Source organism: Nonomuraea diastatica, assembly GCF_004349015.1.
Taxonomy (GTDB): Bacteria; Actinomycetota; Actinomycetes; order Streptosporangiales; family Streptosporangiaceae; genus Nonomuraea; species Nonomuraea diastatica.
The window spans coordinates 1-17,914 of the sequence record NZ_SMKP01000071.1 but is presented as its reverse complement, the minus strand read 5'-3'; the positions used below and the strand labels follow the sequence as shown (position 1 = coordinate 17,914).

Annotated in this window: 17 protein-coding genes; 7 read left to right on the top strand and 10 right to left on the bottom strand. The window is 71.9% G+C overall.

The features are described 5' to 3' along the window. Positions 1-19 precede the first annotated feature (19 nt). Complete coding sequence (locus tag E1294_RS52890) at positions 20-415, top strand: sulfotransferase (protein WP_246083236.1); 396 nt, start codon at positions 20-22, stop codon at positions 413-415. On the opposite strand, the gene E1294_RS24335 is transcribed toward E1294_RS52890, so the two are convergent. Then, positions 389-1,309 carry a LysR family transcriptional regulator gene (locus tag E1294_RS24335; RefSeq protein ID WP_132511844.1) on the bottom strand — a complete coding sequence of 307 codons (921 nt, stop codon included), beginning with the start codon at positions 1,307-1,309 and terminating at the stop codon, positions 389-391. The genes E1294_RS52890 and E1294_RS24335 overlap by 27 nt on opposite strands. 70 nt (positions 1,310-1,379) lie before the next feature. Here E1294_RS24335 and E1294_RS24330 point away from each other — a divergent pair, with 70 nt between their 5' ends. The 3 genes from E1294_RS24330 to E1294_RS24320 all read left to right on the top strand — a co-directional run bounded on the left by E1294_RS24330 (position 1,380) and on the right by E1294_RS24320 (position 4,290). Further along, positions 1,380-2,450 carry an aldo/keto reductase gene (locus tag E1294_RS24330; protein ID WP_165977452.1) on the top strand — a complete coding sequence of 357 codons (1,071 nt, stop codon included), beginning with the start codon at positions 1,380-1,382 and terminating at the stop codon, positions 2,448-2,450. Positions 2,451-2,579: 129 nt separating this feature from the next. Further along, positions 2,580-3,323 carry an SDR family NAD(P)-dependent oxidoreductase gene (locus E1294_RS24325; RefSeq protein WP_132511840.1) on the top strand — a complete coding sequence of 248 codons (744 nt, stop codon included), beginning with the start codon at positions 2,580-2,582 and terminating at the stop codon, positions 3,321-3,323. Positions 3,324-3,414: 91 nt separating this feature from the next. Then, positions 3,415-4,290 (top strand): hypothetical protein, encoded by an 876-nt coding sequence (locus E1294_RS24320; RefSeq protein ID WP_132511838.1) that lies wholly within the window; start codon positions 3,415-3,417, stop codon positions 4,288-4,290. Positions 4,291-4,304: 14 nt separating this feature from the next. Here the strand turns inward: E1294_RS24320 and E1294_RS24315 are convergent, their stop codons facing one another. The 3 genes from E1294_RS24315 to E1294_RS24305 are packed head-to-tail and all read right to left on the bottom strand — an operon-like array spanning position 4,305 to position 9,596. After that, entirely contained in the window at positions 4,305-7,511 is a 3,207-nt protein-coding gene (locus tag E1294_RS24315; protein ID WP_132511836.1) for an ATP-binding protein, read from the bottom strand. Further along, entirely contained in the window at positions 7,508-8,869 is a 1,362-nt protein-coding gene (locus tag E1294_RS24310; RefSeq protein WP_165977451.1) for an oxygenase MpaB family protein, read from the bottom strand. Before E1294_RS24310 ends, E1294_RS24315 begins: the two co-directional genes overlap by 4 nt. Before the next feature lie 22 nt (positions 8,870-8,891). Beyond that, positions 8,892-9,596, bottom strand: coding sequence for a Crp/Fnr family transcriptional regulator (locus E1294_RS24305; RefSeq protein ID WP_132511832.1), 705 nt, complete (start codon positions 9,594-9,596; stop codon positions 8,892-8,894). Between the two features lie 182 nt (positions 9,597-9,778). Here E1294_RS24305 and E1294_RS24300 point away from each other — a divergent pair, with 182 nt between their 5' ends. Beyond that, a complete protein-coding gene (locus tag E1294_RS24300; protein ID WP_132511830.1) occupies positions 9,779-10,357 on the top strand; it encodes an RNA polymerase sigma factor in 579 nt (192 codons plus the stop codon). Position 10,358: 1 nt separating this feature from the next. Here the strand turns inward: E1294_RS24300 and E1294_RS24295 are convergent, their stop codons facing one another. From E1294_RS24295 to E1294_RS24285, 3 genes are all read right to left on the bottom strand, one after another. Further along, positions 10,359-11,624, bottom strand: coding sequence for a hypothetical protein (locus E1294_RS24295; RefSeq protein ID WP_132511828.1), 1,266 nt, complete (start codon positions 11,622-11,624; stop codon positions 10,359-10,361). Positions 11,625-11,820: 196 nt separating this feature from the next. Continuing rightward, positions 11,821-12,240, bottom strand: a complete 420-nt coding sequence (locus E1294_RS24290) for a hypothetical protein (protein WP_132511826.1) — start codon at positions 12,238-12,240, stop codon at positions 11,821-11,823. A 110-nt stretch (positions 12,241-12,350) separates the two neighbouring features. Next, positions 12,351-13,511, bottom strand: a complete 1,161-nt coding sequence (locus E1294_RS24285) for an alpha-hydroxy acid oxidase (RefSeq protein WP_132511824.1) — start codon at positions 13,509-13,511, stop codon at positions 12,351-12,353. Positions 13,512-13,620: 109 nt separating this feature from the next. On the opposite strand from E1294_RS24285, the gene E1294_RS24280 reads away from it, so the two are divergent. Further along, the gene (locus E1294_RS24280; RefSeq protein WP_246083235.1) at positions 13,621-14,253 is read left to right on the top strand and encodes an HD domain-containing protein; all 633 of its coding nucleotides are present in this window, start codon (positions 13,621-13,623) and stop codon (positions 14,251-14,253) included. On the opposite strand, the gene E1294_RS24275 is transcribed toward E1294_RS24280, so the two are convergent. The 3 genes from E1294_RS24275 to E1294_RS24265 form a co-directional block, all read right to left on the bottom strand. After that, positions 14,206-14,469, bottom strand: coding sequence for a DUF4031 domain-containing protein (locus E1294_RS24275; protein WP_132511820.1), 264 nt, complete (start codon positions 14,467-14,469; stop codon positions 14,206-14,208). The two genes, E1294_RS24280 and E1294_RS24275, sit on opposite strands and share 48 nt — an antisense overlap. A gap of 167 nt (positions 14,470-14,636) precedes the next feature. Next, positions 14,637-15,410 (bottom strand): HAD family hydrolase, encoded by a 774-nt coding sequence (locus E1294_RS24270; RefSeq protein ID WP_425465221.1) that lies wholly within the window; start codon positions 15,408-15,410, stop codon positions 14,637-14,639. A gap of 15 nt (positions 15,411-15,425) precedes the next feature. Continuing rightward, positions 15,426-16,604: a cytochrome P450 gene (locus E1294_RS24265; protein WP_132511816.1), complete on the bottom strand. Its 1,179-nt coding sequence runs from the start codon at positions 16,602-16,604 to the stop codon at positions 15,426-15,428. A 422-nt stretch (positions 16,605-17,026) separates the two neighbouring features. Between E1294_RS24265 and E1294_RS24260 the strand changes: the two genes are divergently transcribed. Then, positions 17,027-17,914 (top strand): hypothetical protein (locus tag E1294_RS24260; protein ID WP_132511814.1); only part of this gene is annotated, 888 nt, incomplete at its 3' end.

The window sequence follows — 17,914 nt, the reverse complement described above, 5'->3', positions numbered from 1 at the left end:
CGCGTTGAGCGCGCGGTAGGTGATCGCGCACGCCTTCGGCCGGCGTTTCGGCCGTACGGGGACGAGGTCCCTGAAGGCGGCGCTCGAACTGCTGGGGTACGGCCCCGGCTACCACATGCCGGCGGTCATCGCGGAGCCGTACCAGGTCGGGCAGTGGCTCGACGTCGGCGACCCCGCCCGCTGGTACGACAGCGCGTCATCGACGGCCGCGACCACGTCATCGGGGTCTTCGAACCATCGCCGAGGTCGAGAAGACGATCCCGGGCCGGGCGCCTGGTGGTCTACGCGGACAGGAACCACTGTGTCCCTCGGCGTGCCGGTGCCCGAGGTGCCGTACCCGCAGGTCAACGAGCCGGCGGCGGTCTGCCGCAAGCGCCCGCGCCGGTGGTCACGGCTGATCCTGGGCGGGCGCTGAGGACGCCCAGCCCTCCCTCCTCGCCAGTCTGCGCGCCGTCCTGATCAGGGCGGTCACCGCGGGCGACGGGTCGCGCTCCCAGGAGAGCCGTAGCTCGATCGGCGCCAGGTCGTCGGTGAGCGGCAGGCAGGCGATCCCGCCGGGCAGCTGGCGACCCAGGGACCGGGGCAGCAGCATGAAGCCGTTGTCGCTCAGGCTGACGTTGAGGTTGCGCAGGCTGGGCAGCGGGTTCTCCCAGACGTCGAACTCCTCGCCCGTGCCGCCGAGCGCCGCCAGGACCGCGTCGTGGTAGCGGGGGGCGAAGCGCCGGGGGAAGAAGCGCAGCGTCTCGCCGCGCAGGTCGCGCAGGCTCACCTCCGCCCGGCCGGCCAGCCGGTGACCGGCCCCCACGACCGCGAGGAAGTCCTCCGACCGCAGCACCAGCGACGACCACGTCGCCGGCGCCGGCAGGTGCCTGCCCAGCAGCACGTCCAGCTCCCCGCCGGCGACGGCCGCCGCCAGCTCGGCGTCCCACGCCTCGCGGGCCTCGACCCGGATGCCGGGGTGGCGGGCGCGCATCGCGGCGAACAATTTCGGCATCTCGTCGAACGCTGTCGTCACCGCGTAGCCGACCCGCACCGCGCCGTGATCGATTCCGGCGGCCCTGCGGGTGCGCTCGACGGCCTCCTCGGCACCGGCCAGCACCTGGCGGGCCGACTCGACGAACACGTGGCCCGCCTCGGTGAGCCGGGTCGGCCGCCGGTGGAAGAGCGTGACGCCCAGCTTCCGTTCCAGCTCGCGAACCTGTCTGCTGAGCGGCGGCTGGGTCATGTGCAGCCGTTCCGCGGCGCCCTCGAAGCTGCCCGCCTCCGCGACCGCAATCACGTAGCGCATCATGCGCAGATCAACCGGCATACCTGAAAGGTATCTCGCCGGTCCAGACCGGACTTGGCCTTACGCCACGTATCCACGCGAGCATCCCTGTATGAGCGAGAAGTCGTGGGCGCCCACGCGGCGCCAGCTGATGATGACCGGCGGGCTCGGCGTCCTCCCCCTGGGAGCGGCCGCCGCCACCACGTCCGGCGCCGCCGCGGCGCCGGACGATCTGATCAGGCGTACGGTGCCAGGAACGAGCGAGCGGCTGCCCGCCATCGGCCTCGGCACGTTCATGACCTTCGACACCCTTTCTGAACGGCGGCGAGAGCGGATCCGGGAGGTGGCCAGGCGGCACTGGCGGGCGGGCGGCAGGGTGTTCGACTGCTCGCCGCTGTACGGCAGATCGGAGGTCACCCTCGGCGACGTCGCCGAGGACCTGCGGATCAACGACCGGATGTTCCTGGCGGGCAAGGTCTGGTCGACCGGCGACCACCTCTGGGACGACGGCCACGCCGCCGCCGGCCTGCGGCAGACGGTGAGGCGTATGTCGCTCGACCGGCCGGTCGACCTCATGCAGTGTCACAGCCTCGTCAATGTCGACGTGATCGTCCCCCTGCTGCACGCCTGGAAGAAGGAAGGCCGTATCAGGCACCTCGGCGTGACCCACCACGACCCCGCCTACTACCCCCTGGTGCAGAGCTGGGTTGAGCGCGCCCGGCTGGACGTCGTCCAGGTGCACTACTCGATCCACACCCGAGTGGCGGAGGAACGGCTCATCCCGGCGGCGGCCGACAACGGCACCGCCGTGCTGGTGAACATGCCGCTGGAGAAGGCGCGGCTGCACCACATCGTCCAGGGGCGGCCCCTGCCCGACTTCGCCAAGGAGCTCGGGATCAGCACCTGGTCGCAATATTTCCTGAAATGGGTGATCGCCAACCCGGCGGTCACCTGCGCCCTTCCCGCCACCTCCGACCCCGCTCACGTCGCCGAGAACGTCGCCGCCATGCGCGGCCCGCTCCCCGACGCCGCCATGCGCGAGCGTATGGTGCGGCACATGGAGACGATCCCGGGGTTCGACCAGGTGGCGACGATGCCGTGGTACCCGGGCAAGAGCTACTCGGGCGTGGTCTCTCGCGCGCAGGCCGCCGTACGGGAGCGCAGCCCGTGGTGGCCCTCGTGAGGCCGCTCGGCGGGATCAGAGGGCGGTGAGGAGGGCGTCGATCCTGGTGGGGGCCAGCGGCACGGATCGAGCGGGCGGGGGAGAACCCCCACGGCCGCAGCCGGTCGGACCCGGTGTAGGGTGCGGCGGATGAGCGGACGTGGAGTTCTTGTCACCGGCGCGTCGCGAGGCATCGGACGCGCGATCGCGGCGGCCTTCGCCGCCCAGGGAGATCGGGTCGCGATTCACCACCGCGACTCCGCGAAGGAGGCCCAGAGCCTGCTCGGCGAGCTGCCGGGCCAGGATCATGTGGTCGTCCAGGCCGACCTGGCCGACCCCGACGGCGTGCGGCGCATGGTCGACGAGGCGGCGCGGGCTCTGGGCGGCATCGACGTCCTGGTCAACAACGCCGGGCTCTTCCTCCACCACCCCATCGCCGAGATGACCTACGAGCAGTGGCAGGACGCCTGGCGGCGGACGCTCGACGTCAACCTGACGGGCGCGGCCAACGCCACCTGGTGCGCGATCCAGCACATGCCCGCCGGAGGCCGGATCGTCAACGTCTCCTCGCGCGGCGCCTTCCGCGGCGAGCCCGACAGCCCCGCCTACGGCGCGAGCAAGGCGGGGCTGAACGCCTTCGGCCAGTCACTGGCCATCGCGCTCGCCCCGCGGGGCATCGCGGTGGCCTCGGTGGCGCCCGGGTTCGTCGAGACGGACATGACGAACGAGCACCTCAAGGCGCCGCGCGGCGACGCGATCAGGTCGCAGAGCCCGTTCGGACGGGTGGCGCGGCCGGAGGAGATCGCGGGGGCCGTGTTGTACCTGGCGTCGCCGTCGGCCGAGTGGGCCAGTGGCACGGTGCTCGATGTGAACGGCGCCTCATACCTTCGCTGACAAGCCACCCCAAATTTCATGATCTCCGTGAATCAGGCGGTTATTGTGAATTTCTCGGGACACTTCGGAAACTCGCTTCGAAGGGGACGGTGTGGCCAAGGGGTGCTTGTACGCGCTGACATCCGTCGCGGGATGCGCGACGCTTTTCGTGCTCGGCTTCGTTCTCTACGTCAACCTCGGATCAGGCGTCCTGCTCCTCGCCCTGCTGATGGCACCCATCGGCCTGTGCGGACTGGTCGTCGCGCACGACGTCATGAACCACCGGGCCGTCAACGCCAACGAGCGGCTGCGGCTCGCCCGTGAGCGTGACCGGGTCCGGCGTACCGTCGACCTCGTCACCGACCCCTCCCTCACCGAGGTCGAGCGCCTGGCCGTGATCGACTGCTTCATCCCCAGGCTGGGACGGAACCCGGCGCGGTCGCCGTACCGTGACAGGTTCGTGGCGGTGGACGACCTGTCCCCGCCGTCACGCGCCCTCCTGGAACGCGCCAGAGCAGCCGTCATGTCCGTCTACACCTCCCAGGTCATGCAGCGGCGGCTGCTGGACGATCTGGCCAACGAGACGCTGTTACCGAGGCAGCTCTGGGAGATCGCCATGCTCCTGCGGGTGCAGACGCACCTGCAGGAGGAGCAGGACCAGGCCCGCCAGGGACGCGTCACCCCCGAACTGCTGGCCGTGCTCGAACCCCAGCAGGAGGCACTGCGCCGCTCCGTCGCGTCGGTGACGGCCAGGGTGGAGAGCCTGGAGCGCTACGCCGGGCGGGTCCAGGAGGCCGACGCCGCCCTGCGGGCCATAGACGCCCTGGGCAACAACCACAAGTACCGGGCGCTGCTGGCCCACACCGATGACACCGACGGGCTGCGCGAGCTCGAAGCCCAGGGGGACACAGTGCAGGAGACCCTGACCAGGAGCGTCCGTGACGCCATCGAAGCGGGCCAGACCCTCGAACCAGGCCCGCCCGCCTGAGCCGGCGACCACGGTCACGTGAGCCGGCGTTCCAGCAGGAGCGCTCCCCGGTCCGCCAGCAGCGAGCCGCACCACTCGCGCAGATCCGCCGGGTTGGGCCCGCGCACCTCGCCCTCGCCCAGCAGGTCGGCCCAGTCGAGCAGGGACTCGGCCAGCATGAGCGGCACCCCACGCCGCTCGTGCACCTCGGCCGCCGCCTCGAAATGCTCGGAGGCCCGCCGCGGATCCCCCATGGTGACGCGCAGGTGCGCCAGGTAGTGGTGCCCGCAGTGGTGCGCCACCGTACCGTGCCCGAACGTCTCGCCGTCGGCCGCCAGCGCGTCGTACAGCCGCCCGGCCAGCTCGGCCCGCTCCAGCCGGGACGCGGCCACCGCCAGGTTGTCGAGAGCGGGCCGGTAGGCCATGTTCCGTGGCGGCTCGGGCCCCAGGCCGGCCAGGATGCGGTCGAGCAGGGGAGCGGCCTCCTCGTCGCCCAGCTCGCACAGGAAGCGCAGCACCGCGTGCACCGGGTCGACGCGCGGCGCCTGGGCGGCTCGCCGCAGCCGGTCGCCCAGCTCCCACAGCCGCCCCTGCAGCCGCCGGATCTCGCCGATCTGCTCGGCGTAGATGGCCACGGCCTCCAGGCGGCGGCCGATCTCCGAGCCGAGCCGCATGGCGGACTCCGCCTCGGCCTCGGCCTGCGCCAGGTCGCCCTGCATGAGGGTCAGCCCGGCCCTGGAGTAGCCGATGATCCAGTTGAGCTGGGGTTGCGCCAGCCGGCGCGCCAGCTCGTCGGCCTGGTCGAGCAGCGTCGCCGCCCTGGCCGCGTCGCCGCTGTCGAGCACCGGGGGCGTGCGCTGCACGTACGCGTGGAACAGCGCGAGGTCGTCGCCCGTCCTGCGGGCGGCCTCCAGCATCTCGTCGCCGTCACGGTGCCGCTGGTGCAGCGGGTCGGCGGGGATGATCGTCAGGCTGCGCAGCCCCAGCACGCCGGCCAGCGTGCGCGGGTCACCGGACTTGCGGGCCAGCGCCACCGCCTCGTCGCTCAGCGCGAAGCGCCGCTCCCCGTCGGGCGCCCAGATCAGCTCCGAGGCGAGCTGGGCGGCCAGGAGCGCCCTGGTGCTGATGTCGGTGGAGTCGACCAGCCGCCGCGCCTCGGTCAGCAGGGCGATGCGCTGCGTGTCGGGCGCCGCCGAGATGGTGGAGAAGCCGCGGTCGCCGCCGAGCGCGGCCATGACGATCAGGTCGTGGCGCTCGCACTCCCTGGCCAGGTCGGCCGCCCGCACCAGGGTCTGCCTGGCCTCCGGATGGCCCGCCAGCCACATCGCCCTGCCACATTCCATGAGCAGCTCAGCGCGCCGCTCTTGCGTGGTGCCGGGGAAGTCGCCGAGCAGGTCGAGCACCCGCTGGTACCAGGTGACGGCCTCGCGGTGGGCCAGCCCGGCCAGCGCGTGCTGCGCCGCGCGCACCGCCGCCTCCGCCGCCGCGCGCATCCGGGCGGGATCGCGGCCGTGCTCGGCGGCGGCCAGCAGATGGGCGGCCACGACGTACGGCCGGGACTCCATGGCGTTCGGGTCGGTTCGCGACAGCGCGTCGGCCACCCGGCCGTGCAGCAGCCCGGCGCGCGGCGCGGACAGGTTGCCGTAGAGGGCGTTCCTGGTCAGCTCGTGCGAGAAGTGGCAGGAGCCGCCCTCGGACATGCTCACCAGGCCCGCGCCCATCGCCTCCTCGACGGCGGCCACGAACCGCGCCTCGTCGAGGTCTAGCCCGGCCCGCAGCTCGGCCGGCTCCATACGCTCGCCGACGGCCAGCAGGTTGACCAGGTCACGCGCGTCGGGAGGGAGCTGCGCCATGCGCGCCACGACCATCCTGGACACCGAGTCGGGCACGGCCAGCGCGTCGAGGTCCTTGCCCGTGGCCAGCTCTCTCACCACCTCGCTGACCAGGAACGCGTTGCCGCCCGTGATCCGGTGCAGCCGCTCGGCGTCGCCGCGGGTGCGCAGCTGCGCCAGCGCGTGGCCGACCTCGTCGAGACCGAAGGCGGGCACCGGGATGACGCGGCTTTGCGCGGTCAGCTTGTGCAGCTCCGGCATGGCCGACTCGACCGGCAACGGCCGCGACATGGCGAGGATGAGCATGGGCGGGGCGTCGGCGTCCCACATGAGGGCGTTGAGCATCTGCAGCGACTCCAGCGTCGCCCACTGCAGATCGTCGATCACCAGCAGCACCGGCCGTACGGTGGCCAGGCGTTCGATCAGCGTGCGGGCCGCGGCCATCAGGTGATAGCGCTCCGACACGGGCTCGGTGGCGGGCGGCACCTCCAGCGACAGCGGCGGCGCGGCCAGCGAGGGCGCGAGCCGGACGAGCTGACCGCACTGCTGGTCGATCCCGGCCCGCAGCAGCAGCGCGGGTGAGGTGCGGGCCAGCCGTTCGACCGCGCCCGCGATCGGTTCGTACGCCTGCCGCGCCGGATCCGTGCACCGCCCCGCGAGCACCGTGAACTGCCGTTTGAGCGCCCGCCTGGCGACCTCGGACGCCAGCCGGGTCTTGCCCACCCCCGGCTCGCCCTGCAGAATCACCAGCCCGCTGCCGAACTCGGCCGCCGCCAGTTCGCCGTCCAGCGCCCGCAGCTCCGCGCCCCTGCCGACGAAGGGCAGCACGTGGCTCTCGTCCAGCCACGGAGCCAGCCCGCCGCCCTGGTGGTGCTCGGCGCTCTGCCAGTGCAGCTCGTACGTGTGCAGCGGCTCCCGCAGCCCCTTGCCGGGCAGCCGGCCCAGGTCCTTGAACTCGTGCCTGCCCCGCCCCTGCGCCAGCCTGCGCACCAGGTCGGTGCAGAGCACCTGGCCGCCCTCGGCCACCGCGACCAGGCGTGCCGCCTCCACCGTGGGCAGCCCGCTGACGTCGTCGCGCCCCCAGCACACGTCGCCGGCGGCGAGCGCGGCCCGGATGGAGATCTTCTCCGGGGCGCGCTCGTTCTCGTCGGCGACCGCCTGCTCGACCGCGATGATCGCGTCGAGCCCGGCCGTGGCCGAGTCGAACACCGCCATCAGCCCGTCGCCCAGGCTCTTGGTGAACGTCGAGCCGTTCGCGGTCACGACGGACTGCAGCAACTGGTAGAGCCGGCGGAAGACGACGTTGGCCCGCTCCTCGCCCAGCCTGACACGCAGGGCGGTGGAGCTCACCACGTCGGTGAACAGGATGGTCGCGGTGGTGAGCGCGCCCGGCTCGTGCGGGGGAGTCACGTGCGCGGCCTTTGCAGCGTTCCCTCTTTCAGGGTCTCCTCTTTCAGCGCCCGCTTTTCCTGGGCCCGCTTTTCCTGGGCCCGCTCGTTCAGGGCCCGCACGGGCGCGCGTAGCCTGCCGCGGATGTCACGGCGGACCGCGCGGGTCGCCACCGCGGGGCGTGACTGCCCGATCCGCCAGGCGCGGGCCAGCTCTTCGGGGATCCGGAACGCCGCCGGCCCGGCGGAGTGGCGGTCGATCAGGGCGATCACGATGTGCCGCCCGGCCTTGCGCGTCAGGCGGCGCGCCACACCGTCGACGGGCCCGGCCAGCCAGGAGTGCCGGTGCGCCGATCGCGCGGCCGCGAACAGGGCGGTGAACCACCATGCGGGCTTCGGCACCTGCAGCAGCTCGGGCACCTGGTCGGCGCGGTGGGCGGCGTCGCGGAAGACCCAGTGCACCAGGCTGCGCGGCAGCTTGCGCCACCCCAGGGGCATGAACTCCTCCATCTCCGCCAGCAGCGTGGCCATCAGCCGGCGGCCCTCCTCGCTGGATGCGTAGAGGCGGCCGAGACGCTCGCTGACCGGCTCGACGTCGGCGAGCGTGAGAGGCCTTTCACGGCAGGCGTCGACGCCCATGAGATGGCCGAAGACGCTCCACGTGTAGAGGTGGGCGGCGCGCTCCTCCTCGGTCAGCACGACGCCCATGCGCTCCAGAGCCTCCCACGTCACCACGGAGAAGTCGAAGATGGTGGCCAGCAGCAGTTCCTGGTTGACCGGGGGCCCGTAGTTCGCGGTGTCCCAGCGATCGGCGTAGCGCTCGTTGACCACGGCGCGCACGAACGAGTGCAGGATGCGCAGCCCGATCGCCGTGGTGTGCCCGGGACCGCCAGGACGCAGGCTGCCGGTGGCTCTCAGCCCCATGACGTCGATCAGCATCTGCCCCGTCTCCGCCACCCGCCGGGTGAGGCTGTGCGTGGCCAGGTTGGAGACGCCGGCCAGCACCTTGGCGCTGGACACCTCCACGTACGCCATCGGCAGGCACTTGCAGAAGAGCGCGGCCGACTGGTAGAGCCCGTAGTCGGCGAACACGGCCTGCCCCCTGGCCAGCAGTTCGGCGTCGTCACCCCAGCCGGGCAGGTCCTTGGCGAAGTCGATGGCGTCGAAGATCTCGGAGGCGGGCGGCTCGCCCGAGGGCGCTCTCGCCTCCCGCTTGGCCTGTCCCAGCTCGGCGACCACGGCCTTGAGCAGCTCCAGCGGGCCGCTCCCCTCGGGCTGGGCCTCGAGATAGTCGGCGACCACCTTGTCGATGTCGGGATCCGCCTGCTGCCTCAGCTGCCGGAACCGTTCCTCCGGCCAGCGCTCGTCGTGCTCCGTCATATGCCCCGTACTCCAGATTCGGTCAGAGGCCGCCCCGTTTGCGCAGGGCGGCGACATCCAGCAGCGTGATGGTCCGGCCTTTGACGGCGATGAGATTCCGCGACACGAGCGACTGCAGCGCCCGGTTGACCGCCGGCCGCGACGCGCCGATCAGCGCTGCCAGGTCGGACTGGGTCAGCCCCGGCATCTCCACCACGCCGTCGGCGTGGCCGTGCTTGTCGGCCAGTTGCAGCAGCAGCTTCGCCAGCCGCCCGCCGAGATCGAGGAAGGCCAGGTCGGCCGCCTGGTCGGTGAGCCTGCGCACCATGTGGCCGAGCATGCGCAGGAACTCGTCGGCCAGCCCCGGGTGCTCCCGCATGAGCTCCAGCAGCCGCGCCCTGGGCAGCGCGAACACCCACGCCGCCCGCGCCGTCACGATCGACGCCGAGCGCGGCGACCCGTCCAGCAGCGCCATCTCGCCGAAGGTGTCGCCCCTGCCCAGCATGTTGAGCACGATCTCGTCGCCGTGCTCGGTGGTGAACACCACCTTCACCAGGCCGTCCAGCAGGACGTAGAGGGACTCTCCCGGGTCTCCCTGGTGGAAGATGATCTGCCCCGAGCGGTATCTCCGCGCCAGCCCGGCCTGGGCCGTGCTCCGGATGCCGCTCTCCCCGAGCACGCGGAACAAGGGGATCCCCGACAACACGGCGGCGATCGCCCCGACGTCGTGAGGGAGATGCCCGTTCATGCAAGAACTTTAGGCCGCATTCCGCGCGTGGACAGGGAGCCGCCGCCGTTCCCTGGAATGTGACGAGGAACACAGCCGTAGTGTGCCGTCCGGAACAGACCGGACAGATCGCTCGACGCACGGTGGACCTGCCGGACGGGAGTGGCCCCCCGAGTACCCGGACCGGCAGGGAGAAGAGAGACATGCAGGTGGAGACCATCGAGCGTCCCGGCACGGCCACGGCCGCGCTGGTGTCGGCCGCGCAGGACGGCGACGCGGCGGCGTGGGAGCGGCTGATCGAGGAGTTCAGCCCCATGCTGAGGGCGCGCATCCGCAGGTTCAGGCTCAGCCACGAGGACGCCCAGGACGTGCTCCAGACCACCTGGCTGCTGGCCTGGCAGAATTTGAAGAGCGTGACCGACGGCCAGCGGATGGCGGGCTGGCTGGCCACCATCGCCTTCCGCGAGTGCCTCAAGCTCACCAGGCGGACGAAGGAGATCTGCACGCCCGACCTCGATTCGCTGGGCAGCACGGACGACGTCGACAGGGAACTGGCCAGGATCTGGCTGGCGGGCACGCTGGCCGAGCTGGTCGAGGAGCTGCCGGCGGCGCAGCGGGTCCTGTTCAGAGCGCTCACGGAAACCTCCGAGCCCCACTACGTGGACGTGGCGCGCAGGCTGGGCAGGCCGGTCGGGAGCATCGGGCCCACCCGAGCCCGCTGTTTCGCGAAGCTGCGCGGGCTTCTCCAGGCCCGGGAGATCACTCGCGACTTCCTTGACTGACTCACTTCTCTTCCGGGCCGAGCGGGATCGCCTCCAGGAACGGCTCGAAGTCGAAGTGCTCCATCTCGTACGCGTCGGGATCGGTCTCCGACGGATAGCGGTAGACCTTGTGCGGACGGCCGAGCCCCGGGTTGCCGGCGAACATGTCGCTGATCGCCTGGGGGAGCAGGCCGCGCTTCATCTCCTCCGCCAGGCCCTTGGCGACCTCCTTGGCGAACGGGGCGTCGTAGAGTGCGGAGACGTTCTGGTAGACGCGGAAATAGCTGACGATGAAGCGCATGCGGTCGGGGTAGGACACCCAGTCGGTGACGCCCGCCATGGACGCCTCCTGGTCCTCGGTGATGAACTCCTCGGCCAGCTTGCGCACCTTCTCGTTCTGGATCGGCGCCCACACCTCGGCCAGGTCGACGCCGGCGGGCGCGGTGAGCGGCCTGCCGACCCTGACGTCGCTGAGCGGCGTGCGCACCGCGAACATGTGGCGCGTGTAGAGGGAGGACCACGCCGACTCCAGCAGGCGCGTCAGCCACGGCTGGTCCTCGTGCCGCGCGCTGTAGAGCCGGAACCTGGGGAAGGGTCGCCGGGTCACCAGCGAGCGCAACGACCGCCACGACACCCGGGTCAGCCACCTGACGGGCCGGTAGAGCACGAGCTCCAGGGCCTTCTGCGCGCGTGCCTGCTCGTAGGCGGACAGCGCGATGTTGGCGCCCAGCATCAGCTCCGCTCGGGCCGCCGGGTCGGTGGCCTCCCGGGCCTCGGCCAGCAACTGCGCGGCGTCCTTCAGGTAACGCTCGTCGGCGTCGGCCAGCAGGTCGGTCAGGAACCGCGGCGGCGTCGGCGTCAGGCCGGACCCGGGGCTCACCTTGAGGTAGCGGTCGGGCGTCTCGTTCCACAGGTTGACCGCGAGGCTGGCCGTCTCCAGGAAGATGGCCCGGTTGGCCAGCGCCAGCCCGAGCTGGTAGCTGGGGCCGAGCAGGGTGAGCAGCGCGGCCCTGAACACCCGCATGAACCGCTGCGGCACTCCGAGCCGGCGGCCGACGTCCTCGATGAACGGCGAGTCAGGGCTGAGGTCGAGGCTCTCCCCGACCGCCTTGGACGTCCAGGTGGCGTAGCAGTACCAGTTGGTGGCGTCCTTGCCGAGGTGCGCGGCCAGGTCACCGGCGACGCGGTGGTAGCTGTAGGCGATGACCATCGCTTCGAGCGCCGGGCTCCGGTCCTTGTAGGCCGCGATGCGCAGCACGTCGTCCGCGGTCATCGGAGTGTCGGACATGGGGTCTCCCGTGTTGCTGGTCCCGTCGCCTCGAGGAGTGCCTCGTGAGGAGAGCGGCTCCAGCGGCGTCAGATACGGTCGGCGGCCGGCTCTGCCCCGTGGCCGCCAGCCAGGAGCGTAGGAGCCCCCGCTTGCGACGGGCTTGCAGACGAATCGTCGATCCGCCGCCCCGGGCGGCACTCCCGGAGCGGCGCCCTCAGTCCAGCACCACGATCTTGCTGAGCACCACGTACCCGCCGAGCGCCCCCGCGGTGCCGGCGGCGGTCGCCGTGGTGAGGTTGACCACGAGGTCATAGGTTCCAGGGCTGAGCCGGCCGCGCATCGGGACGGAAGCGGTGTACCGGCCCGAGCCAGGGGTGAAGGTCAACTCCATGGGAGGAGAGGGATGCCGTGACTCGACACCTCCCGGGCGGTCGGTGATGATCTCCAACTTCCAGCACCCCGTCAGCCAGTCGACGAGCTCACCGGTGACCTCCCAGCTCACGTCCACGGTCCAGCCCTCACCCCGCCGCACGACCTTCGTGGGTTGAGCACCCGGATCGACCACCTGACCGTGCAGAGTCCCGGTCAGCTGCTCGGCCGGCACCTTCATCACGTGGAATTCCCCGCTCGCCATGTCGTTCTCCTCTCCGCGGGGCGGTGCCCCGTGCGAAGGTGCAGAGCGATGGCGGTGGCGGGGAAATACGCACCCTTCTGGTGACGAATGACGGACTTCTGGCCGTGCGCCTAGCGCAGCCGGATCGCGTCGGGGCCCAGCTCGGTGACGTCGCCGACGCCCAGCAGTTGCAGGGTGCGTACGAGCTCGGCGTGCAGCAGGTCGAGCACCCGGCGCACGCCCGGTTCGCCGCCCGCCATCAGCCCGTAGAGGTAGGCGCGGCCGATGAAGCAGGCCTTCGCGCCCAGCCCGACCGCGGCGGCCACGTCGGCGCCCGTGCGCACACCTCCGTCGAGGAAGACCTCGGTGCGGTCGCCGACGGCGGCCACCACCTCGGGCAGCAGTTCCAGCGGCGTGGGGGCGCGGTCGAGCTGCCGCCCGCCGTGGTTGGACACGACGAGGCCGTCCACCCCCACCGCGGCCAGCTCCTTGGCGTCATCGACCCGCTGCACACCCTTGACCAGCAGCTTGCCCCGCCACGCCGACCGGATCCAGCCGAGGTCCCTGATCGTCACCGAGGGGTCGAACATCATGTTCGTGATCCCCGCCAGGTCGTCGGGCGCGCCGTCCACGGTGGCGAACCTGAGCGGCTCGCTGGTCAGGAAGTCGAACCACCACGCCGGGTGCCGCACCGCCTGGAGCACGCTCCGCCAGCGCAGGGACGGCGGGACGGTCAGGCCATGCCGCACGTCGCGCAGCCGGGCCCCCGCCACGGGCACGTCCACGGTCACCACCAGCACGTCCATGCCTGCTTCGCGCGCCAGGGACAGGACGTCCAGGTTGCGGGCGCGGTCGCGGACGACGTACAGCTGGAACCAGTTCCACCCGCCGGGAGCCGCGGCGGCCACGTCGCCGGCGGCGGTGGTGCCCATCGTGGACAGCGTGTACGGGACGCCTGCGCGTTCGGCGGCCCGCGCCACCGCCGGCTCGCCCTCGCGGTGCATCATGCGGGTGAAACCGGTGGGGCCGAGCACGACCGGCATCGCGATCCGCCGCCCCAGGATCTCGACCGCGGTCGGGGCCTCGGCGACGTCGCGCAGCACGCGAGGGCTGAACTCCACCCGCTCGAATGCCTCCACCGCCCTGGCCATGGACCGCTCGCCCTCGGCCGCGCCGTCGACGTAGTCGAACACCATCCGCGGAGCCCGCCGCCTGGCCAGCAGCCGCAGGTCGGCCACGTCGGCGGCGCCCGCGATGCGCTGGGCCGCGGACCAGCGGGGCCGCCCGGGCATGACGGCGCGCAGCTCCCGCCAGCGGGGCAGGCGCCGCGGCTGCTTCGGTGTGGTGTCGATGAGCAGGACGTTACCAAACTATCCAGGACGAACCGCGTACGGTGGGATGGTGATCGACCACTGGACCGCGCTCGCGGGCGGCTCGCCCGCGAGCCTCGCCACCGGGGCGGAGCTGGTCGCCCGCTGGTCGGAGCCGCACCGCCGCTACCACACCCTCGGCCACCTGGCGGCCGTGCTCGCGGCCGCCGGCCGGCTGGCCGGCGGCGCGGACGATCCCGCGGCGGTGCTGCTGGCCGCATGGTTCCACGACGCCGTCTACGACGGCAGGCCGGGCTGGGACGAGGAGCGCAGCGCCCAGCTCGCGCAGTCGAGGCTGCCCAGGTGCGGCGCGCCCGCCGGCCGCGTCGCCGAGGTGGCCAGGCTGGTGCGCCTGACGGCCGCCCACGACACGCTGGCCGACGGCGACCGCGACGGCGCCGTCCTGTGCGACGCCGACCTCGCCGTCCTCGGCGGCCCGGATTACGCCGGCTACGCCGCGGCCGTCCGCGAGGAGTACGCCCATGTGCCCGATGACCTGTACGCCAAGGGGCGCTCCGAGGTGCTGCGCCGACTGCTGGCCGGGCCGTCCCTCTACCGCACGGCACGGGCGCGCGGGTGGTGGGAGGAGGCCGCCCGCGCCAACCTGGCCGCCGAGCTATCGGCGCTCGCGGCGGCGCAGGCCGGCGGCGACGAGCCGCTGTAACAGCTCGCGGGAGCTGACCGCCTGGGCGCCCAGCGACACCGCGCGGGCGTGCACGGTCTCCGGCACGTCGTAGTGATCACGGTCGAACGCCCGCTCCGGCACCCCGAGCCGCAGCGCGAAGTCGTGCAGCTCCCGCGGCGAGCTGTCGCTGACCAGGTGCGACCACATGAGGCCGCGCGGTCCCGGCCAGTTGGGAGGGTCGATGAGGACGGTCACGACCCTCAAGAATAGAAGGACGCCGCGGCCAGTCCTCCGGCCGGGCCGGCGCCGCCGAGGACGGCGAGGCCCGCGCCGCATGCCCCGCAGTGCCCCGCAGTGCGCCGCAGTGGGCCGCAGTGCCCCGCAGTGGGCCACTGCGGGCCGGCCAGGTCAGGTCTGGCGGGTCAGCGCCTGATGGGCAGGACTCTGCCGCGCACGGCCAGCTCGCCCAGGTCGGGCAGCACGATCTCGGCGCCGTGCACGTGCAGCGCGGCCGCGCCGCCGCCGTCCCTGGCGACCGCGATCACCAGCCCGAATCCGCCCTTCCTGCCCGCCTCGATGCCGGGCAGCGCGGACTCGACCACCGCGGCCTTGGCGGCTGGCAGGTCGAGGCGGCGCACGGCCTCAAGGGACAGGGCGGGGTCGGGCTTGCCCGGCAGGTTCATCAGGGCCGCGTCGTTGCCGTCGACCAGCAGGTCGAACAGGTGCGTGACGCCCGCCGCGGTCACCAGCCTGCGGCCGTGCAGGCTGGCCGACACGGCCGCCGTACGCGCTCCCCGCTGCCGCAGCTCGTGCAGCAGCGCGACCGTGGACGGGAAGGCGGCCACGCCGTATTTGTCCACCTGCGCCATGAAGACCTGGTCCTTGGCCAGGCCGAGCCCGTGTACGGTCGGCGCGCCGGGCTCGTCGTCGGGCGCGCCCTCGGGCACCGTGATGCCGCGCGCGGCCAGGAAGGTGCGGATGCCGTCGAGCCGCGGACGCCCGTCGACGTGGCGGAGGTAGTCGTCGCGGATGTCGAACGGCGTGGAGCGGCCGCGCAGGAAGGCGTCGAAGACGTGTTTCCAGGCGGCCGCGTGCCCCTGGGCGGTGTCGGTCACCACGCCGTCGGTGTCGAACACGACGGCGCTGATCACGCCCAGGTCGATGACGGGCTCGTTCGCGCTGCGCTCGTTCACAATGCGAACGTAACCCCTCTACCAGGCGACGGGTAGTTCTTTCACGCCGTAGACGATGGCGAGTTCCCTGAACGGCACCTCGCCCGCCACGCGCAGGCCGGGGAAGCGGCGCAGCAGCGCGGGGAAGGCGATGCGCATCTCCATCTGCGCCAGCGGCGCGCCGATGCAGCGGTGGATGCCGTGGCCGAACGCCATGTGCGAGCCCGCGATGTCGCGGCCGGGACGGACGGCGTCCATGTCGTCGCCCAGGCCGGGGTCGCGGTTGGCGCCGGTCAGCGAGCAGAGCACCATCTCGCCCTTCTTGATCGGCACCCCGTGCAACTCCATGTCGTCGCGGGCGAAACGCGGGAAGGCGACCTGCACGACCGTCATGTAGCGCAGCAGCTCCTCGACGACGTCATTGATGTAGCCGTCGACCTCGCGCACCTTGGCGGCCTGCTCGGGGTTGCGCAGCAGCCAGAGGGTGCCGAGCGCGAGCATGCTCGTGCTGGTGTCGTGGCCGCCGGTCAGCAGGCCGTCGGCCATGCTGGCGAGAGTGCGGTCGTCGAGCTCGTCGCCGTGGTCGCGCAGCAGCTGCCCGAGCAGCCCCTCGCCCGGGTCCTGGCGCTCCCTGGCCACGAGGTCCGTGAGGTACGCCATCGCGTCGTTGATCGCCTGCAGGGACGCCTCGGGGCCGGCGGTGAAGTCGAAGCGGTCCTTGCTGAGCTTCACGAAGTCGGCGCGCTCGTCGTACGGGACGCCGAGCAGCTCGCACACGACGAGGGACGGGACCGGCAGCGCGAACTCCTCGACCAGGTCGACCGGCATGCTCTCGGCGCCCTTGGCCTCGATGCGGTCGAGGGACTCCTCGACCATGGCCTCGATCCGCGGCTCCAGCCTGCGCAGCCGCCGCACGGTGAACTCGGGGGTCAGGAACTTGCGCAGCCGGGTGTGCTCGGGCGGGTCGCGGAAGCCCAGGCCGCCCGGGTCCTCCTGGTTGGAGCCGAGCCCGATCACGCCGGCGAAGTCGTTGCTGAAGCGTTCGTGGTCGCCGAGGACGCTGCGCACGTCATCCCAGCGGGTGACCAGGTAGACGGTCTGACCGCCGGGGATCTCCATCGGGAAGACGGGGTGCTCGGCGCGGATGCGGCCGAGCTCTCCCACGGGATCGAACCCGTCACGCATGAACTGGACGAGAGGGAACTCGTTGTCTGCCATCGATATCCGTCCTGCTGGGATACATCACACCATGTCGGGATAAACCCCTCCATAGATGGTCCCATCCGGAAGGGCGGCTGTTGCCCTCCGAAAGGAGGAATTTATTCTCGGCCCGGCGGAGGTCGTCCCCACCCTACGGTTCCGCCCGCGGACGGGCCCGCTGCTCCCGGCGCTCACCTTATGTAACCGCGGGGTCACCCGATTGTGGGCTGGACGGATCGTCCGGACGATGGCAGGGAGAGCCTGCCGAGGGGTGGCGCCGGCCGCCTCCGGCCGGTCTTCCTGAGTCGATCAAGCGTCGGGACTGGGGTGAAAGCTGGGCAAAATGGGGCGGCAGATGCCGTTTGGCGTACAAGATGGCGACATTCTGCGATGATCTCGTCGCATAGAGCCGGAGCCAGAGCCCCCACGGATAGTGACTGATGCCGACATTCGAGGAAATAACAGCCTTCGTCACAGAGAAGCCGCTCGCCACCGCTGTCATCGCGCTGCTCAGCCTGGCCGGGCTCGCGCTGGCGTTCCTGGTCATCAGGGTCGTCTGGCGCACGGTCGCCTGGTTGTTCGCCCGATACGTGGCCCCGCGTCCCGTCGAGGACGTGCTGACCATCGTGGCCGCGTCCATCGCCACAGGTGTGTCGGCGCAGGGCATGTGGCGCTTCTCCGGCGACGTGCTGGGGCTCGACGGGCCGCTGCGGCTGCTGCTGTTCGCGTTCATCGAGGTCGCGATCATCACCTCTGCCGTGCGCGCCCGCCGCAACATGCGCGAGAACTTCTCCGCCGGGATCGACGGCATCGCCGTGTGGGCGCTGACCTGCCTGACCGCCGTCCTGTCCAGCATGGACGCGCGCAGCATGCCCGAGGCGCTGTTCAGGCTGGCCGCCCCGCTGGTGGCTGCCTGGTTGTGGGAGCGCGGCATGGCCATCGAACGCCATCGCATCCGCGGCACCGGCCGCATCAACTGGCGGCTGACGCCCGAGCGGCTGCTGGTCAGGATGGGCCTGGCCGAGGTCAGCGACCGTACGGCCAGCGAGGTCGACGCCCACCGCAGGCTGACCCGCGTCGCGCTGGCCGCCAAGCGGGCCAAGGCGCTGCGCGAGGGAGGGGCGTCCGAGCGGAAGATGCGCGTCGCGCTGAGCAAGCTCGACAAGGCCATGGACCAGGCCGTCGAGCACACCGGGCTGGCCGTGGACCAGGGCCGCCAGGAGGCCCTGCTGGCCCAGATCGCCGCCCTCTACAACACCTCCGCCCTCATCGACGCCGACCCCCGCGTTCCCTGGGAGCCGGAGGCCGACCACCAGCCGGTGCCCGCC